General features: G+C 68.0%; 12 protein-coding genes. 6 read left to right on the forward strand and 6 right to left on the reverse strand.

Annotated elements, in window-relative coordinates; genetic code table 11:
- Positions 1 to 21: 21 nt before the first annotated feature.
- The 5 genes from B9C43_RS45925 to B9C43_RS45945 are packed head-to-tail and all read right to left on the reverse strand — an operon-like array spanning position 22 to position 7595.
- On the reverse strand, positions 22 to 1305 hold the full coding sequence (locus B9C43_RS45925; RefSeq protein WP_084433643.1) for an ABC transporter substrate-binding protein: 1284 nt from the start codon (positions 1303 to 1305) through the stop codon (positions 22 to 24).
- Positions 1305 to 2432 (reverse strand): hypothetical protein, encoded by a 1128-nt coding sequence (locus B9C43_RS45930; RefSeq protein WP_084433644.1) that lies wholly within the window; start codon positions 2430 to 2432, stop codon positions 1305 to 1307. Before B9C43_RS45930 ends, B9C43_RS45925 begins: the two co-directional genes overlap by 1 nt.
- Entirely contained in the window at positions 2429 to 3844 is a 1416-nt protein-coding gene (locus B9C43_RS45935; RefSeq protein WP_084433645.1) for a vWA domain-containing protein, read from the reverse strand. The genes B9C43_RS45930 and B9C43_RS45935 overlap by 4 nt, the downstream gene beginning before the upstream one ends.
- Positions 3829 to 6093 (reverse strand): serine/threonine-protein kinase, encoded by a 2265-nt coding sequence (locus tag B9C43_RS45940; RefSeq protein ID WP_084433646.1) that lies wholly within the window; start codon positions 6091 to 6093, stop codon positions 3829 to 3831. The genes B9C43_RS45935 and B9C43_RS45940 overlap by 16 nt, the downstream gene beginning before the upstream one ends.
- Positions 6093 to 7595 carry a S1 family peptidase gene (locus B9C43_RS45945; protein WP_160097178.1) on the reverse strand — a complete coding sequence of 501 codons (1503 nt, stop codon included), beginning with the start codon at positions 7593 to 7595 and terminating at the stop codon, positions 6093 to 6095. The genes B9C43_RS45940 and B9C43_RS45945 overlap by 1 nt, the downstream gene beginning before the upstream one ends.
- A gap of 145 nt (positions 7596 to 7740) precedes the next feature.
- Here B9C43_RS45945 and B9C43_RS45950 point away from each other — a divergent pair, with 145 nt between their 5' ends.
- The 6 genes from B9C43_RS45950 to B9C43_RS45975 are packed head-to-tail and all read left to right on the forward strand — an operon-like array spanning position 7741 to position 18287.
- Positions 7741 to 8589: an NTP transferase domain-containing protein gene (locus B9C43_RS45950; protein WP_200826006.1), complete on the forward strand. Its 849-nt coding sequence runs from the start codon at positions 7741 to 7743 to the stop codon at positions 8587 to 8589.
- 38 nt (positions 8590 to 8627) lie between these two features.
- A complete protein-coding gene (locus tag B9C43_RS45955; RefSeq protein WP_084433648.1) occupies positions 8628 to 10430 on the forward strand; it encodes an aldehyde ferredoxin oxidoreductase family protein in 1803 nt (600 codons plus the stop codon).
- Between the two features lie 51 nt (positions 10431 to 10481).
- Entirely contained in the window at positions 10482 to 13424 is a 2943-nt protein-coding gene (fdhF, locus tag B9C43_RS45960) for a formate dehydrogenase subunit alpha (RefSeq protein WP_035883112.1), read from the forward strand.
- Entirely contained in the window at positions 13421 to 15151 is a 1731-nt protein-coding gene (locus tag B9C43_RS45965) for an NAD(P)H-dependent oxidoreductase subunit E (RefSeq protein ID WP_084433649.1), read from the forward strand. The genes fdhF and B9C43_RS45965 overlap by 4 nt, the downstream gene beginning before the upstream one ends.
- Positions 15148 to 16383: a molybdopterin molybdotransferase MoeA gene (locus tag B9C43_RS45970; RefSeq protein ID WP_084433650.1), complete on the forward strand. Its 1236-nt coding sequence runs from the start codon at positions 15148 to 15150 to the stop codon at positions 16381 to 16383. Before B9C43_RS45965 ends, B9C43_RS45970 begins: the two co-directional genes overlap by 4 nt.
- A complete protein-coding gene (locus tag B9C43_RS45975) occupies positions 16380 to 18287 on the forward strand; it encodes a molybdopterin biosynthesis protein (RefSeq protein WP_084433651.1) in 1908 nt (635 codons plus the stop codon). The genes B9C43_RS45970 and B9C43_RS45975 overlap by 4 nt, the downstream gene beginning before the upstream one ends.
- 2 nt (positions 18288 to 18289) lie before the next feature.
- Here the strand turns inward: B9C43_RS45975 and B9C43_RS45980 are convergent, their stop codons facing one another.
- Positions 18290 to 18643, reverse strand: coding sequence for a hypothetical protein (locus tag B9C43_RS45980; protein WP_084433652.1), 354 nt, complete (start codon positions 18641 to 18643; stop codon positions 18290 to 18292).
- Positions 18644 to 18662 lie beyond the last annotated feature (19 nt).

Here is an 18662-nt window from a genome sequence, read left to right on the forward strand (position 1 = left end):
CCTCTCCTCTGCTGCACGACCTCATCTACTGCACGACACAGCCAACCGGTCCTGCGTGGGCAGTCCGGATTGGACCTTGTCCAACCCTTCCAGAACGTCGTCCAACCGGCTGGGGTTCGCGACAAACGTCAGCACCCCTCGGGAGAACGCATCCGCCAATTCCCCTGGCATGACATCCGAAGCGTCAAGGCACAGCGTGTTGTTCGACGTGAGTATCTGCGCAACCTGTTTGCTCACCGCACGGTTGTCGTAGAGCCCGCTGTCGCGCACGCGCTCGTTCACCGAGAACGCGGTGCTGCCGTCGAGCCCTGGCCAGATCTTTTGCGCTTCCTCGGACGCCAGGAACGCCATCAGTTCCCTGCCCGCGTTGCTGTCCCGGAACATCCCCGCCAGGTTCACGCCGACGTGGAACGCGGGCGGTCCGTTCGCGACAGTCGCGGGGAACGGGAAGAAGTCGAACCGCTGCTGGCTCTCGGGCGGGTACCCACCGATGGCGAACGACGGCAGGTGTTCCAGCACGCACCCGGGCGGCGAGTCGAACATGGTCTTCTGTGCGTCGAGGAAATACGTGAGCAACGCCCCGCTCTGGCCGCCGCGCACCGCGCCGGGAAGCCCGATCAGCTCACCCCACCTCGACCACGCCTGCTTGACCTCGGGCGACGTCCACGGCAGGGTACCGGCGACCCACTTCTGGTAGTTCGCCAGCCCGGCCTGGCGCAGCAGGATGTCCTCGATCCAGTCGGTGCCCGGCCAGCCGGAGGTCGAGTTCGCCTCAAGACCGAGGCACCACGGCGTGAGCCCGCGGCCGATCAGGTCGCTGGTCAGTGTCCGCAGCTCGTCCCACGTCCGCGGCTTGCGATCGGAAACCCTGGCGTTGAACCACACCACGCTCTTCAGATCCGCTTTCACCGGCACCGCGTACCGTTCGGCTTTGCCCAGGTTGAGCAACTGCCGCCACTGCTGTCCGTACTGTTGTTCGGACAGAGTGCCGCTGCGCAGCGGAATCAGGTCGTTCGACCGCGCGTAGCGGGCGAGTTCTCCGGCGCTGGGCAGCGCGGCCACGTCCGGTGCCTGTCCTTTTTGGACGTCGGCTTGCAGTACCTGGTTGACCGCCCTGGTGCCCTGATACCGCACCTCGATGCCGGTCCGTTCGGTGAACCTGCTGAGCACAGTGCGGAAAGCCCTTTCCTCACCGCCGGTCCACGGCCCGAGCACGGTGAGCGTGGGTGCGGCGAACGCCGCGCACCCCGTCACCGAACTGGCGCACAGCAGCAGGGTGGCGATCAATGCCTTGGCGCGGTTCATCAGGAATACCCGTACTCGTTGATCCGGCGGCGCAGACCGAGGAACACGAACAGCAGGACCGCGGTTCCCAGCACGGGAATCACGACGGGCAGCCAGCCGACGTCACCAGCCTGTCCGAACCCGGCAGTCACCCGGGTGGCGTCGGCGGGGGCGATCGGTTTCACTTCGGCCGCGATCGTTCTGTTCGCCAGCAAGGCCATCGTGTCACCGCATTGCCCGGCCCCTGCGCACTGTTTGCTCACCCACTTCAGCGCATCAGCCTCACTGGGTTCGATCGGCTTGGGCTCACCCGGTGCGGGCGGCTGGGGAACAGGTACCAGTTTGTACAGTTCTTCGGCTGCTGCGCGGGTATCTCCTCCGGGTTGAGTCCATGGAGCACTGGCCATCATGAGCGCGATCAACAGTGCGGTCGCTCCCACCAGCCACGGGCTGAGTCGCCGCCGGAACCGTAGCGCCAGAAACACTTGTGCGCGGATCAGGGCTGCCAGCAACAGAAGCGCGGGAACCACCCAGACCAGTGCGGTGACGGGATTCAGCCACCCCGTGGACAGCTGACGCTCCAGTTTGGCGCGCTGGCTGGCTTTGAGGTCGTCGAGGTGCTTCAGGATCCCCTCGCCGTCGTCGTGCAGCAACCGCGAGGCGTACCACAGGTTCACCGCACCGGGCAGGAGGTTGTCCTCGCCACGCGAGTACGCGTCGGCGTCGCTCATCCATCCGCTGTACGCGGTGAGCAGCCCGACCAGGAACTGCACGCCCACCACGCCGTTCTCGGCCGCGCGGGCCAGATCCTGGTTGGCAAGCGCGAGCGCGTTCTGGTACTCGCTACCCGGCCCCATCCATTTGGCCGCGCCCGCGTCGAAGCTGGCCACAGCGGCTCGGTCCGCCGTGACGAGTGCCGCCCGCGCCGAGGTGACGTCCAGCAGTCCCGGCGCGGTCCTGGTCCGCACTTCGTCCACAGTGGAGCGAAGCAGGGCGGTCGACCACGTGGTGGCCACCAACACGATGAGTGTCAGGATCACCAATGTGATCCGCATGCCGTGCATGGCACGCCGAGTGCTGTCGTCGAACCCGACGGCGGTCCGCGTCGCCTGCCAAACCCGTTGGCCGAACCCGCGGATCCAGCTCACGAAGCACCTCCCGGAGCCGGACCGAGTGGGTGCCCATGGGCCATGCACACCTTGGAGCCGGGTGGGGACAAGGTCTCGCACTCCGGGCATTGGATTGGCTCGCCGTCCTGGTGGACTGGCTGCTCGCGCGGTGTGCCGGACAGCTCCGAATGAGAGGACAGGATCAGCGAGAACCCGTCCCGTCGGCGCCCCGAGTCCTTGGGCCGGACGACCCCGCGCGTCGCGTCTTCGATGTCCACCAGCCGCCGCAGCCGCCGCAGGACCTTCTCGTCACCCAGCTTCGTGGCGATCCGGGCGGCCTCACCCCATGCGCGGGCGGCGGCATCCAGGTCGCCCTCGCGGTAGTATGCCCAGCCCTCGCCGAGCTTTTCGCTGAGCTTGGCCTGCAGGGTGTGCCACTGGACCTTGTCGTCGATGCGGGTGGACAACGACACGTCGGTGGTGATATGCCCGAGTATCGGCAACGGGTCGGGCAGCGCGCCCACGTCGTCCTCGGTCACCAGTTCCACCCGGCCGAACTGCAGGTCCTGCCCTTGGGGTCGGCCGGTGAGGTCGTCAAGCCGCAGGCAGATCAGGAATTCACGGGTCTCGGGTCCCCACGAGCCGGTCGACACCTCCACGCCACCGCCTGCCGGATCATGGCCGGCCAGCTGCACCTGGGTGGGCACGACCTGCCGGACGAACTCGACCCGGGCGAACGGCGGGGTGACGATCCGCAGTCTCACCTCACGCACCGATTTGCCCATGGCCGACTGGATGATCCGGCCGAAGTCGGCGGCCAGCTCGTCGTCCTCGACCACCGCGTCCGCGGTGCCGTGCAGCACCGACGCGATCCGCCGCAGTTCCTCCGGGTCCCAGTCGTCGCCGATTCCCCTTGCGTCACAAGTGAAATGGCCCCGGCACTCGTCAACGACCCGGTGCAGCACCGCCGGTGACTCACCATGGTTGACCCCGTCGGTGAGCAGCAGCGCGTGCCGGATCGCGTTCGGATGCCGGGCCAGCAGCCGATCCGCCAGTGCCAGCCATGTGCTCATCGCGGTCTCGCCGCTGGCGGTCAGGTTCGCCGCGACAGCCTTGGCTCTGGCCCGCGTCTCGGGATTGGCCGCACACAGCTCTTCGGTCACCGGATAACGCATCGTCGCCTGCTCGGTACCCGCCACGATCGCGAACAACGTGCCGTCCCTGAGCAGGTCGATCGCCGCCGCCGCGGCGCGCCGGGCGTTGGCGATCTTCGTCGGCGGCCAGTCCATCGAGCTGGAGCAGTCCACCAGCAGCACCTCGGCCGCGGCCACAGGTTCGGCAGGCCCGCCTTCGGCCCGCACGACGAACACGGCGTGCGCATATTTGTCCGAAGTGGATAGATACTTGTTCTGGCTCAGCTCAACGGAGAACGAGGTCACCACCAGCTCCACGGTCGGATCGAGTTGGCCCGGTCGATCAGAGTGTCGTGCGCCTTCCGGTCGCGGGCGTGCTTGGCCAGCTCCTGGTAGGACCTTTCCAGCAGCTTGCGCAATCCGTCCTCGCTGACGTCCTCGGCGACGGCACCGTCCAGCTGCGGCGCGTCGGGCCTGGAGCGCCACACCCGCCGCAACGCGGCCTCGCGCAGCAGTGCCACCATCCGCTGCCGAGCTTCGCCGTCCGGCTCGCCGCCGTCCAGGAACAACTTGGGCACCCGATCGGCGGCATTGTTGATGTCCTTGGCCTGCGGCTTCCGGTTGGCCAGATGAGCCAGCAGGATCCGGACCGCCGCGATCTTGGCCGCGTAGTAGTGCCGGGACACCCGGGGCAATCCGTCCAAAATGGATACCGCGCCCTCCCGGTCGCCTTGCCGCTGCGCGAGTCTGGCCAACCCGAACACGGCACTCGCCTGCCGGGGGTCCCGGCACCGCACGGCGTCGTAATACTTGCTCGCGTCTGCGGCGTAGCCGCGCTGTTCCAGGCAGAAGCCGATGGCCAGCTTGGGAATCTCCTCACCGGGCAGCGACCCGTAGCACTTGCGGAACCGGTCCTCAGCGAGCGCCACCTCACCCTTCGCCAGCCGCAGTAAGCCCTCGTGCCACGCGATCCGCCAGTCGTAAGCCACTCGCCCGCCGAGGTTCTCCTGTGCCAGCATGATGCGCTGCTCGGCATCGGCCAGCTCGCCCGGCTCCGGCTGCGCACTCGCCGCAGCCAGCTCCAGGTGCACCCTCGCCGCAGCCAGGTTGAGCTCGACCGAGTGAGTCAGGTGCCCGCCTTCTTCGACGTACTCGCGCAGACGTTTCCGTGGCTCAGCCAGCACTCTGGTGTTGGACAACAGGTCGGCCGCCGGGTCGTTCTCGTCGATCCAGGGAAGTGGCAGCCGGCTGGCGGCCGACGCCGGCTCGGGCAAACCATCGTCGATCGCGTCGGCCGGCACTCCGTCTTCGTTCTTCCTGGCCAGCTTCGCGGTCCACCGGTCCGAGCTGGGTACCGCGCCAAGACCAGCGTCCAGCAACTCGACCATGTCCTCGAAACGGGCGGACGGCACCGCCCGTGCATGGCCATCGCGTAGGGAAAGCAGCTCGCGGTGCACGCCGTCCAGCTGCTCGAGCATCTCCTTCGCCGAGACGAACCTCTTGTCGTACTTCTCGGTGGCCCTGGCGATCAGCAGCTCGAGGGACTCCAGTCCGACGGCCATCCGATCGGGCTCCGGTTCGCGGCTCTTGGCCCGTTCGAGCAACATCGCCAGCGTCATGCCCACAGTCCGCACGTCGGATCGGACGGTCAGCCCTTTGGTCGCCAGCTCCTCGCTGTCCACGAACTTCTCCGTGACAACCCTCGCACTGTCGCGGTCGCCGATCGCCCTGGTACCACCAAGGTCGATGATCTTGACGCTCGTACCGGCGTGCATCACGTTGTCCGGCTTCATGTCGCAGTAGAGCAACTTCTTCTCGTCGTGCATGTACGCCAGGGCGGACAGGATCCCGTGGCCGTAGGCAGTGACGTGCTCCAGCCGTAGCTCGAAACCGCCGTGCAGCAGCTCCTGCAAGGTCTTCCCGGCGACGTACTCCATGACGATGTAGTGGTCGGCTTCGCCGGTGTCCGGGTCGGGATGCTCGGCGTAGCCGATGATCCGCACGATGTTCGGGTGGTTGAGCTGGGTCAGCGCGTCCCGCTCGACCACTGCCAGGTTCAGCCGCTGCGCGTGCGTGGGATTGATCATCCCCTTGAGCACGACGTATGTGTCCCGCAGCTCACGGTCCTTGGCCAGGTAGATCCAGCCCATGCCACCGGCGGCCAGGAATCCGCGCACCTCGTAGCGGTTGGCCACCACCTCGCCGCGCTTGAGCTTGAGAACGAAGGAGAACGGCGTCTCGCAAAAAGGACAGACGCCTCGCCGCATCGGCGGCTGGTGCTCGATCCGTCTGCCGACTTGTGCATTGCAGGCTGGGTTGGCGCAGAACTGCCGTTCCTCCTTGTAGACCGGATCCGCCTGCAGGCCGGCTTCCGGATCGTCCACTTCGACCGGAGGAAGCGAGTACAGCTCGTCCGCCGCGAACGTGCCGCTGTACGAACTCGGGTCACTGCGCTTCGATTCGCCCGGGGTGGACTGCGTGCTCCCCGGTGGTGCGACCCGGCGACAGCCACAGACGTCACAGAATCCCGTGACACTGACTGGCTTTCCGCAGCAGGTCAGCGTCATCACTGGCCTGCCCGAAGGCGGTGTTGCACCGCGCGCACATACTCGTTCACCCGTGCCTCGGCGATGTTCAGATCGCACGGATACGCGTCGAGAGCTTCCCGTGCTGCGCGTAGAGGTTGTTCGAGCTCCTTGTCCTCCAACAGGCCATGCTGGACCGCCCTGGCGTTGTAGCTGGCCACCAGACCGCGCAGACGCTCGAGCACCAGCATCGCCGCGTCCGCTTCCCTGGCGACCCGCTCGACCTGGTCGAGGTAACGGTCGAGTTTGCGCTCGAAGCGTTCCACCGCACGCCGTAAGCGATCCGGGTCCGTGTCGTCAACGCTGCTGCGCAATGCGGCGAGCGGCAGCTGGAGCTCGGCGGCGAGTGCGGACAGTTCGGTGATCTTGGGTGGCGGACGCAGCCGTGCCTGTGCCCGACGGCGGTGTGTCCTGGCAAGGTCCTCGCGCTGGGCGAGATCCGCGACGCCTTCGGTGAGCGCGTCGATCCGGACACGCAGCGCGTCGCGCTGCCGCTGCCGAACCAGCCTGGCCGTCGGCGAGTTCTCATCACTCAACCGCAGCACAACCGTGGCTCCGTTGCGGACCATCGGGCCGACCACGCTGTCGAGCACCTTCTCGGGCTCTTGGGCCTGTTCGATCCCGGTCACGCCGACCGGCTCCGAGCCGCGTGGTTCGGAAGCCGGTGTGTCCCGCAGGACCCGATACACCTCGTCGGCCGACTTCCCAGCCGCATCAACCATGTTGGGCACGTGGATGCCCGCGACGGCAGCCTCGTCGTGCGCGCCGACGGCGATCAGAATGGCGCCCGCGGGCGAGGCCCACCGGTCACAAGGGATCTCCGGTCCAAGCCACTCGCGGAACGCCGGCAGGTACTCCGCGACAACGTCGACCGGGATCATCCACGCCAGATGGGACAGGTCGCTGTGATAGGCAATCGCCGCGATGCCGACCACCGCGCCAGTGCGTTCGTCGACCACACCAGCCCCGCTGAACCCAGGGCGGATGACCTCCCGTTGGGGCACCGAGTCGATCTGGATCCACTCCCCGCCAGGCCCAGCCCATCCAGACAGTACGGCCGAGGCGTAGATGCCATACGCGCGTACATACGGGAAGCCGTAGGAGTGGACTGTCCGACCGCGTGGACAGCGCAGGCGCCGAAGCTGCACCCGCGGCTCAGGCTGTATCGCGCGATCCATGCGCAGCAGGGCCACGTCCCCGCGGTCGTCCTCCGTCGGCGGAACCCAACAGCCAGGCATGACCCGCGCCGAGGCCAGCTCGTCCTGCGCCATCACCTCGACGGCGACGGCGACATCGGGAGTCTCGGAGCCGGGCTTGTAGCCCTGCGCCTTCTGGATGACGTGTGCGCAGGTCAGCACCACGCCTTCGGTCAGCACGACTCCCGCACCCAGGATTTCCCCGGTGTCCTCGTCGCGCAGACATGCACGCCAGGGTTCGGAATCGTCCCGTCGCGGGTGTGAGGCGGTCTCCCCTGTGTTACTCACAACACACCGAACTTTATGAGGGTTGCCCTGGTCGTGACCGCGTTTCCGGTACACCGCCACCCGAATGGTCCAGTGCTTGACTTCAAGTGCCCTTGAACTTGTCCGGCCGGACTCCGCTCGATCGGCCTGACCTATCATCCGCATCGTGCGGAGTGCAGCGGGTGTCGTCCTGGCCGGTGGCCGATCCACGCGGATGGGTCGCCCGAAAGCCGGGCTGGAGTGGCACGGTTCGACGTTCCTCTACCGCACGGCTGCCCTGCTGAGCCGGACTGTCGAGGGACCTGTCGTCGTAGTCGCCGCACCAGGCCAGACCTTGCCTGATCTCCCTGCCGGCGTCGCGGTTGTCGAAGACCCCGTGGAGGGCCTCGGCCCCATGCAAGGCGTCGCGGCCGGGCTCGCTGCCGTCGCCGACCGATCCGACATAGCCTTCGTCTGCTCGACGGACATGCCGTTCCTGCACCCCGCGTTCGTGCGGCGCGTGCTGCGCGGCCTGAACGACACCAAAGCCGACATGCTGCTGCCGTTCGCGCGCGGCTTCCGGCAGCCGCTGGCCGCTGGGTATCGGACGTCCCTCGCGGAGTTGATCACCAAGCTGATCGGCGAAGGGGACCTCCGGCCGGGCATGCTCGTCAAGCACTGCGAAGTCGCGCAACTCGACGACGCGCAGCTGCTGGATGACAGCGCTCTCAAGCGCCTTGATCCGGATTTGGAGTCCGTTCTCAACATCAACACGCCGGAGGACTACGCCGCTGCCCGTAACCGCCCGTCGCCGACGGTCACTGTCGAGCGCTTCGGGGCGCTGGCTGGGAAAGACGGGCATCGGCCGGTCGACATCCAGGCCGCCACGCTGGGTGAGGCGGCCGGGCAGGCCGGGCTGGAACTCAACCGGCACGTTGTGGCCGCGGTGAACGGCGACCAAGTCACCCGGGATGCCAAATTGCCGCTCGTAGCAGGCGATTCAGTGGCGTTCCTCTCCGCCGACGCCGGCGGCTGATGAGCTTTTCGCCAGCCAGGAGGCATACAGTTCTGAGCATGGCGGCTGGTGGTTTCTTCGGACGGGCTCTGATCGTCGACGTCGACGCCCGCAGCGCGTCCGGTACGCCGTTCGAGCTGGACGAGCGCGTGCTGCGGGCGTATCTGGGTGGTGTCGGCCTCGGTACGTGGCTGATGCACCGGCTGGCCCCGGCGCGGGTTGATCCGCTTGCTCCCGAGGCGCCGCTGGCGTTCGTGTTCTCCTCATTGGTCGGCACGCCGCTCACCACGAGCGCGAAGTTCGCGGTGGTGGCGAAGTCCCCGCTGACCGGGCTGCTCACGGACGCGCTGGCGTCCAGCCAGTTCGCCATCGCGGGCAAGCTGACCGGGCACGACGCGATCGTGATCCGCGGCCGTGCCGCGGAACTGTCCGTGCTGCTCATCGACGGCGACGGGGCACGCCTTGAACCGGCGCCGGAACTCGCCGGGCTGCCCGCGTCGGAGGCGGAAACCCAAGCGCGGGAACGGTTCGGCCGCGGCTGGCGGACAGCCGCGATCGGTCCCGCCGGGGAACGGCAAGTCCGGTACGCGACGATCAGCCACGACGGCAGGCACGCCGGGCGCGGCGGCCTGGGGGCCGTGCTTGGCGCCAAGAACATCAAGGCCGTCCTGGTCCGCTCGGCGACCAAGGTGGCGGTGGCCGACCAGGCCGGTGTCCTGAAAGCCGCCAAGGACCTGCGTCAACGCAGCTTCGGCCCGGCCACGGCGAAGTACCGCGAGCTGGGCACGTTGGCGAACCTGCTGGCGTTCAACGCGGTCAGCACGCTGCCCACGCGCAACTTCACGGCCGCGACCTTCGAGGGCGCGCCGAAGCTGGCCGCCGAAGAGCTGCACGAGATGCGCGGCGTGGCACGCAACAGCTGCGCGTCGTGCTCGATCGGCTGCGAGCACATCTATTCGCGCAAGGGTGGCGGCAGCCAGCGGATGGAGTACGAGAACGTCTTCGCATTGGGCCCGTTGTGCGGGGTTTCCGACCCGGATGACGTGTTCGCCGCGAGTGCCCGCTGCGACGAGCTCGGGCTGGACACGATCTCCGCGGGCGGCACGATCGCGTGGGCGATGGAGTGCGTCGAACGCGGCCTGATCGACGAGCCATGGTTGAAGTTCGGCGACGGACAAGCGCTGTTGAAGGCCCTCGACGCCATCGGCGAGCGGTCCCCCGGCCTCGGCGAACTGCTCGCGCAAGGGTCCCGGCAGGCGGCAGCCCGGGTCGGGCACGGCTCGATCGACTTCGCACCGCAGGTCAAAGGCCTGGAACTGCCTGGTTACGAGCCCAGGAGCCTGCAGTCGATGGCGTTGGGCCTCGCGGTGAACGCCCGGGGCGCCGACCACAACCGCTCAGGCGCGTACGAGGCCGATCTGTCCGGCGACGTGAACCGGTTCGACGGTGGTGCTGCCCATGTGGCCGCCGCGATCGGCACCGAAGACCGCGCCGCGGTGATGGATTCGATGATCCTGTGCAAGTTCCTCCGTGGCGTCTTCGAGGACCCGTTCACCGAGTGGGCCACGCTGCTGTCGCTGGTCACCGGGTGGGACATGGACGCAGCCGAGCTGCGGGCCGCGGCGAGCCGGATCGTACGTGCGAAAAGGGCCTTCAACCTGCGGGAAGGCGCGACGGCAGCCGACGACACGCTCCCCGCCCGGATGCTGGAGACGCCGTTGCAGCTCGCGTCCGGCCGGACCGCCACACTCACGGCCGACCGCTTGCAGACGATGATCAACGGTTATTACGTTGCGCGTGGGTTTGACGAGGCAGGACGCGTAAGCACGGCGGACTTGCCAGATCTATTCCTCGATGCGTGATTGTATGGCGTATGTTGTATGCGGCATACGCTCCACTGACGGAGGTCAGCTATGACGGCAGTCGACGAGCCCACCACAGCCGTGCGCACAATCACGGCGAGCATCGACGGCCAATCTGTCACCGTGCCCGAGGGAACGAGCATCTACGACGCTGCCAAGCAGGTCGGCGTGGATATTCCGGTCCTCTGTCACAACGAACGTTATGACCCCGTCGGCGTCTGCCGCATGTGCGTCGTGGACACGGGCGGGCGCGTCTTCGCCGCCGCGTGTGTCCGGCCGTGCGAAGACGGCATGGAGGTCAAGACCGACACACCTGAGCTGGAGCGCAACCGCGCCACGCTCACCGAACTGCTGCTGTCCGACCAGCCCGACCGCGCCGAGGACCCCAAGCAGACCACGACCGGCGACAACCTCCTGCTGGAGCTGGCCGACCAGTTCGACGTGGCCAAGGAGACGACCGACCTGCCGTGCGGTTCCGGTCGCGGCATCGACACGTCCAACCCGGTCATCAACGTCAACCACGACGCGTGCATCCTCTGCGACCGCTGCGTGCGTGCCTGTGACGACATCCAAGGCAACGACGTGATCGGCCGGTCCGGCAAGGGCTACTCGACGAAGATCGCGTTCGACTTCAACGACCCGATGGGCCAGAGCTCCTGCGTGACGTGCGGTGAGTGCGTGCAGGCCTGCCCGACCGGTGCGCTGACCAACAAGCCGATCAACCTCATCCCGATCCAGCCACGCGAGCAGCTCGACGCGGTCGACAGCGTCTGCCCGTACTGCGGCGTCGGGTGCGCGCTGACCTACTACGTGGACCGCGAGCGCGGCGCGATCTCGTTCGCCGAAGGCCGTGACCAGCCAGGCTCGAAGAGCCGCCTGTGCGTCAAGGGCCGGTACGGCTGGGACTACGCGGCCTCACCTCAGCGGCTGACGGTCCCGTTGATCCGCAAGGAGTCCTCGTACCCCAAGGGCGCGCTGTCCGCGGACGTGCGTGGTGACTCGCACAACGACCGCGGCCGTGCGGGCAACGGCGGCGAACGCAGCGGCGGCAAGAAAGGCCGGGACGGCAGGCGCAAGCCCGGCGGCCTGGTCGACTACGACGAGGTGATGCCGCACTTCCGCGAGGCCACCTGGGAAGAGGCGCTCGACCTCGTCGCCAGCAAGCTCAAGGAGATCCACGCGACCCAGGGTCCCGGTGCGATCGCCGGGTTCGGCTCGGCGAAGTGCTCCAACGAGGAGGCGTACCTCTTCCAGAAGCTGATCAGGGCCGGGTTCGGCACCAACAACGTCGACCACTGCACGCGCCTGTGCCACGCGTCCTCGGTCGCGGCGTTGTTCGAAGGCGTCGGTTCCGGTGCCGTGTCCACGACCTACGGCGACGTGGCCAACGCCGACATCGTGATCATCACCGGGTCCAACCCGACCGCGAACCACCCGGTCGCGAGCTCGTTCTTCAAGCAGGCCCGCAGGCGCGGCACGAAGATCGTCTACGTCGACCCGCGCGCCAGCACGGTCGCCGAGCACGCCGACTACCACTGCCAGGTCAAGCCGGGCACGGACGTGGCGTTCTACAACGCGATCATGCACGAGGTGATCCGGCTCGGCCTGATCGACCGTGACTTCATCCGCGAGCGCGTCTCCAACTACGACGAGCTCGCGCGCACAGTCGCGGACTACCCGCCGGAGCGCGCCGCCCAGATCACCGGCGTGGACGCGGACCTGATCCGCACGGTCGCCAAGGAATGGGGCGAGGCCGGTGCGGGCGTCATCTACTGGGGCATGGGAATTTCCCAGCACACCACCGGAACGGACAACGCGCGCTGCCTGATCGCGCTGTGCTCGATCACCGGCAACGTCGGGCGCCCCGGCACCGGCCTGCACCCGCTGCGCGGCCAGAACAACGTGCAGGGCGCGTCGGACGCGGGCCTGATCCCGATGTTCTACCCGGACTACCAAGGCGTGGACCGTGACGCGACACGCAAGCGGTTCGAGGAGGCGTGGGGTACGCAGCTCGACCCGAACCGCGGCCTGACGGTCACCGAGATCATCGGCTCGGTGCTCAAGCCGGGCGGCGTGCGCGGGATGTACATGCTCGGCGAGAACCCGTTCCTGTCCGACCCGAACATCAACAAGGTCCGCAAAGCCCTTGCAGCACTGGATTTCCTGGTCGTGCAGGACATCTTCCTCACCGAGACGGCCGAGTTCGCCGACGTGATCCTGCCCGCGTCCTCCTACCTGGAGAAGGAAGGCAGCTACACCAACACCGACCGGCGCGTGCAGCTCGGCCGCAAGGTGATGGACCCGCCGGGCCAGGCCCGGGTGGACTGGGAGATCGTCCAGGACATCGCCAAGCGCGTCGGCTTGGACTGGGACTACTCGTCGCCCAGCGAGATCTTCGACGAGATGGTCGCGCTGATGCCGTCGTACAAGAACCTGCGGCACGACAACCTGGGCCTGTCCGGGAAGCTTTACCCGAACGAGGACCCGGAGCACTCCGACGGCACCGTCGTGCTGTTCGACGAGCGGTTCAACACCGACGACGGCCTCGCGCACCTCGTTCCCGCGCAGTGGTTGCCCGCCAAGGAACTGCCGGACGCGGAGTACCCGCTCGTGTTGAACACCGGGCGATTGCTGGAGCACTGGCATACCGGGTCGATGACCAGGCGGTCGTTCGCGTTGGACACGATCTCGCCGATCCCCGAGGTGTACCTGCACCCGAAGGACGCGGCCGACCGCGGTCTGGCGCACGGCGAGCGGGTCCGGGTGCGTTCGCGGCGCGGTGAGATCGAGCTGCAGGTCCGGATCTCGCACCGGGAACAGCTGGGCAACTGCTTCATCCCGTTCCACTTCCGGGAAGCCGCGGCGAACCTGCTGACCATCGACGAGATCGACCCGTACGGCAAGATCCCGGAGTTCAAGTTCTGTGCCGTGCAAGTCGAGGCGTTGGGCGCCGCGCACGCGGAGGCCGTCGAAGCGGTTGGAGTCGCGGAATGACGATCAGTCCTGAGCGGGTTGCAGGTGTCGAAGCGCGGGCAGGCAAGTTCCCCGGGCCGTCGCTGATCCCGGCCCTCAACGCGATCCAGGCCAGGCTGGGCTGGCTGCCTCGCGAAGAGCTGGAGGAACTGGCCCGCGAGGTGCGCAGGCCGCGGTACGAGATCGAGGGCCTGATCTCGTTCTACCCGCACTTTCGCACCACGCCGCCGAAGAAGGTCCAGCTGAGCGTCTGCCACGACCTGTCCTGCTGGCTGCGGTCCGGCGACGACCGGATCGCCGAGATCAAGGCGAAGTACGGTCAGGACACCGACGTCGAACTGGTCGAGGTGTCCTGCCTCGGCCGCTGCGACGTCGCTCCGGCCGCCGCGGTCAACGAGCACCCGACACCCGTGTCCGAAGTGGACAATTTGGTCACGTCGGCGCGCGGCGAGGGTGTCGGGCACGCTTCGGCCTCGCGGCGGGCTGAGCCGTGGCCGAACGACCCGTACCCGGCCGGGTCCGGTGTCGTGGAGCGGTACAAGTCCCTGCGGGCGTTCCTGGCCGGTGAGATCAGCGCCGAGTCCATTGTGGCCACGCTGAAGGACTCGGGGCTGCGGGGAATGGGCGGCGCGGGCTTCCCGACCGGGCAGAAGTGGGGCCTGGTCGCGGCGGCCCAGCCGGGCACGGTGAAGTACGCGATCTGCAACGCCGACGAGTCCGAGCCGGGCACCTTCAAGGACCGCCAGATCCTTGCCGACCAGCCGCACCTGGTGCTGGAGGGCCTGCTGCTCGGGATGGCCGTGGTCGGCGCCGAGGAAGGCTGGGTCTTCATCCGGCACGAGTACGGGCCGGAAGAGCACGTGCTGCGCGAGGAAATCGCCGCGCTGCGCGAGGCCGGTGTGATCGGCGCGGACGCCTGCGGCAGCGGGAAACGGCTGCAGCTGGACATCTTCGTCTCCCCTGGCGGCTACATCCTCGGCGAGGAGACCGCGCTGCTGGAGTGCATGGAGGGCCACCGCGGCGAGCCACGCAACAAGCCGCCGTTCCCCGGCAACTACGGTCTGCACGGCAGGCCGACGTTGATCAACTCGGTGGAGACCTTCGCCGACGTGCCGGTGATCCTGCAGCGCGGCGCCGAATGGTGGGCCGAGCAGGGCGTCGGCGAGTCGGTCGGCTGGAAGTTCTTCGCCGTGTCCGGGCACGTGCAGAACCCCGGCGTGTACTGCGTTCCGATGGGCACGACCGTCCGCGAGCTGATCGACACCGCTGGTGGCGTGCTGGACGGCGCCGAGGTCGGCGCGGTGCAGCCCGGTGGCGCGTCGTCCAACTTCATCGGACCGGACCAGCTCGACCTTCAGCTGGACTTCGGCACCTTGGCCAAGGCGGGCACGATGCTCGGCTCGGGTGCGCTCGTGGTTCTGGCTGAGGGTACGGATCTGCTGGCCGCGTCGACGAACGTGTTGCGGTTCTTCCGCAACGAGTCGTGCGGCAAGTGCGTGCCGTGCCGGGTCGGGTCGACCAAGGCGCACACGTTGCTGCGTGGCGTGCTGGACTCTGGGTCCACTCTGGACGAAGCGCAGCGCGGGAAGATCCTGCAGCTGGAGGAGGCCATGCGGAAGACCTCCATCTGCGGCCTCGGCCAGGTGGCGCTCGGCCCGGTGGTCTCGGTGCTCGGCTTGGGCAAGGGCGGGGCAGCCGCACGTCCGCAGCCCAAGCCGGAAGGATCGAAGGAACAGCCAGGACGTTGAGCGGACGCGAATTCTTCACCACCCGCACGGTCGCCGAGGCACTGGCGGGTTTCCGTCCAGCTCATCGCACTGGAGTCGAAGAGGTTCCGTTGTCGGCGGCTTTGCACCGTGTGCCAGCCGCCGACATCTTGTCGCCGCAAGCCTTGCCAGGTTTTGCCAAGTCCACTGTGGATGGCTTCGCGGTCAGGGCGGCCGACACGTACGGCGCGTCGGAAGGCCTGCCGTCCTATCTGGACCTGATCGGCTCGGTCCGGATGGGTGAGGCGCCAGCGGTTTCCGTCAAACCGGGGGCCTGCGTCGCGATGCCGACCGGTGGCGTGATTCCCGACGGCGCCGACGCGGTCGTCATGGTCGAGTACACGGCCGAGACCATGCCCGGAACGATCGAGGTGACACGGCCGGTGGCGCCGGGTGGCGGCATCGTCCGTGCCGATGACGACGTCGCCGCCGGAGCCCCACTCGTCACCGGCGGCCGTCCACTACGAGCGCCTGACCTGGGCCTTCTCGCCGCGGCCGGAGTCACGTCGATCTGCGTGCACGCCCGGCCGCGGGTGGCGATCATCTCCACCGGGGACGAGGTCGTCCCGCCGGAGACTGCGCACCTGACCGCGGGCCAGGTCCGGGATGCCACGGCCTCCGCTCTGGCCGGGCTGGTGATCGAGGCAGGCGGCGAGCCCGTGATCGCGGGCATCGTGTCGGACGAACCCGGTGCGCTGAAGGAGAAACTGACCGAGGTCCTGCCCGAGTCCGACCTGGTCGTCGTCTCGGCCGGGTCGTCAGTCGGCGCACGGGACGAGACCGCGGGCGCGGTGGCTGCCGTGGGTGATGTGTGGTGTCACGGGCTGGCCATCAAGCCCGGCAAACCGACGCTCCTGGCTGAGTGCGGCCGAGGTTCGTCGGATCGGGTGCCGTTGATCGGCCTGCCGGGCAACCCGTTGTCCGCATTGGTCGTGTTCGGGCAGATCGGGATCCCGCTGCTGTGGCGGATCAGCGGCTGCGACAAGCCTCCCGCACGGCCGAATGTCCGTGCCCGGTTGTCGCGTGACCTGGCGTCCGCGGCGGGACGGCTGGACATCATCCAGGTCAAGGTCACCGACGGCGTGGCCGAGCCGCTGTTCGGGCCGTCCGCGCTGCTGTCCGTGCTCACCCGGGCGGACGGGTACGTGATCATTCCCGAACCGGCGACCGGCCTGGACGCCGGGATCGACGTGGATGTCACGCTGTACCCATGAACAGCCCCTTCGTCTCCGACGTTCCCGCCGCCGAGGCCCACGCCGCCTGGCGGGAGGCACGCGCCGCCGCGGGATGCCCAGCGCGCGTGGAGACGATCCGCGTGCCCGTCGGTGAGGCCGTCGGCCGCGTGACGGCAGCCCCGGTGTGGGCTCAACGCTCCTCCCCGGCCTTTGACTCGTCAGCCATGGACGGCATCGCGGTCCGCGCATCCGACACCGTGGGTGCGTCGGAGACAAGTCCCGTCGTCGTGACCGACTTCGAGGTCGTCGACACCGGCGACCCGCTCCCTCCGGGTTATGACGCGGTTGTCATGCGCGAGCACGTGCACCGGACGGCCGAAGGCGCCGAGCTGCATGCCGCTGTGCCGCCGTACCAGCACGTCCGGTCCATCGGTGAGGACATCAGCGCGGCGGAACTGCTATTGCCGCAAGGCCATCGGCTGCGTCCCGTTGACGTCGCCGCCTGTGCCGCTGCCGGAGTGGTCGAGCTGGCGGTCCGGCGTGCGCCGGTCGTCGCGATCATCCCGACAGGGGACGAGATCCGGCCGATCGGGTCGGAACTGCGGCCCGGCGAAATCCTCGACACCAACTCGTTGATGCTCGCCGCGCAGGCCCGCGAGGCCGGGTGCGAGGCGCGGGTGACGGACGTCGTCGTGGACGACCCGGACGCCATCACCACGGCATTGCGCGCTGCCGCCGAGAACGCCGACCTCGTCATGCTGATCGCCGGCTCCAGCGCGGGCCGCGACGACTACACGGCACGCGTAGTCGCCAGCGCGGGATCCGTTGCGGTACATGGAGTTGCCGTACGCCCGGGCCACCCGGTCGTGCTCGGGACGGCCAAAGGCGACCCGGCGACGCCAGTTCTCGGCGTGCCCGGGTACCCGGTGTCGGCCGCGTTGACGTTCGACATCTTCGCCGCGCCAGTGCTGGCCGAACTCGAAGGCGCCGCACCACGCGAACGACCGTCCACAACGGCCCGGCTGGCCCGCAAACTCCCGTCCGCCTTCGGAATGGACGACTGGGTACGCGTCCGCCTCGGCCGCGCCCAGGACCAAGTCGTCGCTACTCCGCTGCCGCGTGGCGCTGGTGTGCTCACCTCGCTGGTCCGGGCGGACGGCCTGCTCCTCGTGCCCGCCGGAGTCGAGGGCCATCACGCCGGATCCGAAGTCCGCGTGGAACTCCTGCGCGGGCTCAGTGAAATCAACCGGACGATCGTGGCGATCGGCTCGCACGACCTCGTGCTGGACCTCGCGGCATCCGCACTGCGCGCCGCCGACCCGCTGATCACCCTCGCGTCCTCGAACGTCGGGTCACTCGGCGGACTCGTCGCACTGCGCGACGGACTGTGCCACATCGCCGGTTCCCACCTGCTCGACCCGGCAACGGGCGAATACACACTGCCCTATGTGGACAAACTGCTCGGTGACGGTATCGCGGTGATCCGGCTCGTGCACCGCGACCAGGGCCTCATCGTGGCACCGGGAAACCCGCTGGGCCTCAAGGGAATCGACGACCTCACACAACCGGACCTGAGGTACGTCAACCGTCAACGCGGTGCCGGAACCCGGGCTTTGCTGGATTACGAGCTCAATCAGCGGGGGATCGACCCGACCACGATCCCCGGGTACGCCCGCGAGGAGCACACCCACCTGGCCGTCGCTGCCGCCGTGGCCGCCGGTCGCGCCGACACCGGCTTGGGGATCCTTGCCGCGGCGCGTGCCTTCAACTTGGACTTCGTGCCAGTGGCGCAGGAACCGTACGACCTCGTGTTGCGCACGGACGACCTGTCCAACGACTTGCTCGCACCGCTGTGGGATCTGCTGTCGCGCCCGGAGTTCCAGGCCGAAGTGGAGGCACTCGGCGGGTATTCCTGCGCCGAGACCGGCCGTCGCGTCCGCTGATCCTAGAAAGGCACGAAGGACCGCTCGGTGATCTCCCAGCCGAGGATGTTGTCAGTGCCTTGACTGGTCACCAGTTCGAACATCACGGCCGTCATCGACAGTTCCGTTGTCGTCCAGTCTTCGGGACTGTCCCTGCTTTGGTAGACCACATGCCACTCGTCGGGATCGGATGTCCGAGGCAGCCAGAAAAGTGACCCGCCCGCTAGGTCGGAGGCGAACGGGATCACTCCTCCTGGCTCCGGAAACACCTCGTAGAGGTCGCATTCCTCCCGCGACAGCCGTGCGACTTCCAGCTTCAGGTCGAACTCTTCGACGAAATTCGCCAGGTGTTCGTTGACCTTTCTCGAAACGGTCACGCTTTGCCGACGACATTGT

The sequence above is a fragment of the Kibdelosporangium aridum genome (assembly GCF_900176515.1).
Classification (GTDB): domain Bacteria; phylum Actinomycetota; class Actinomycetes; order Mycobacteriales; family Pseudonocardiaceae; genus Kibdelosporangium; species Kibdelosporangium aridum.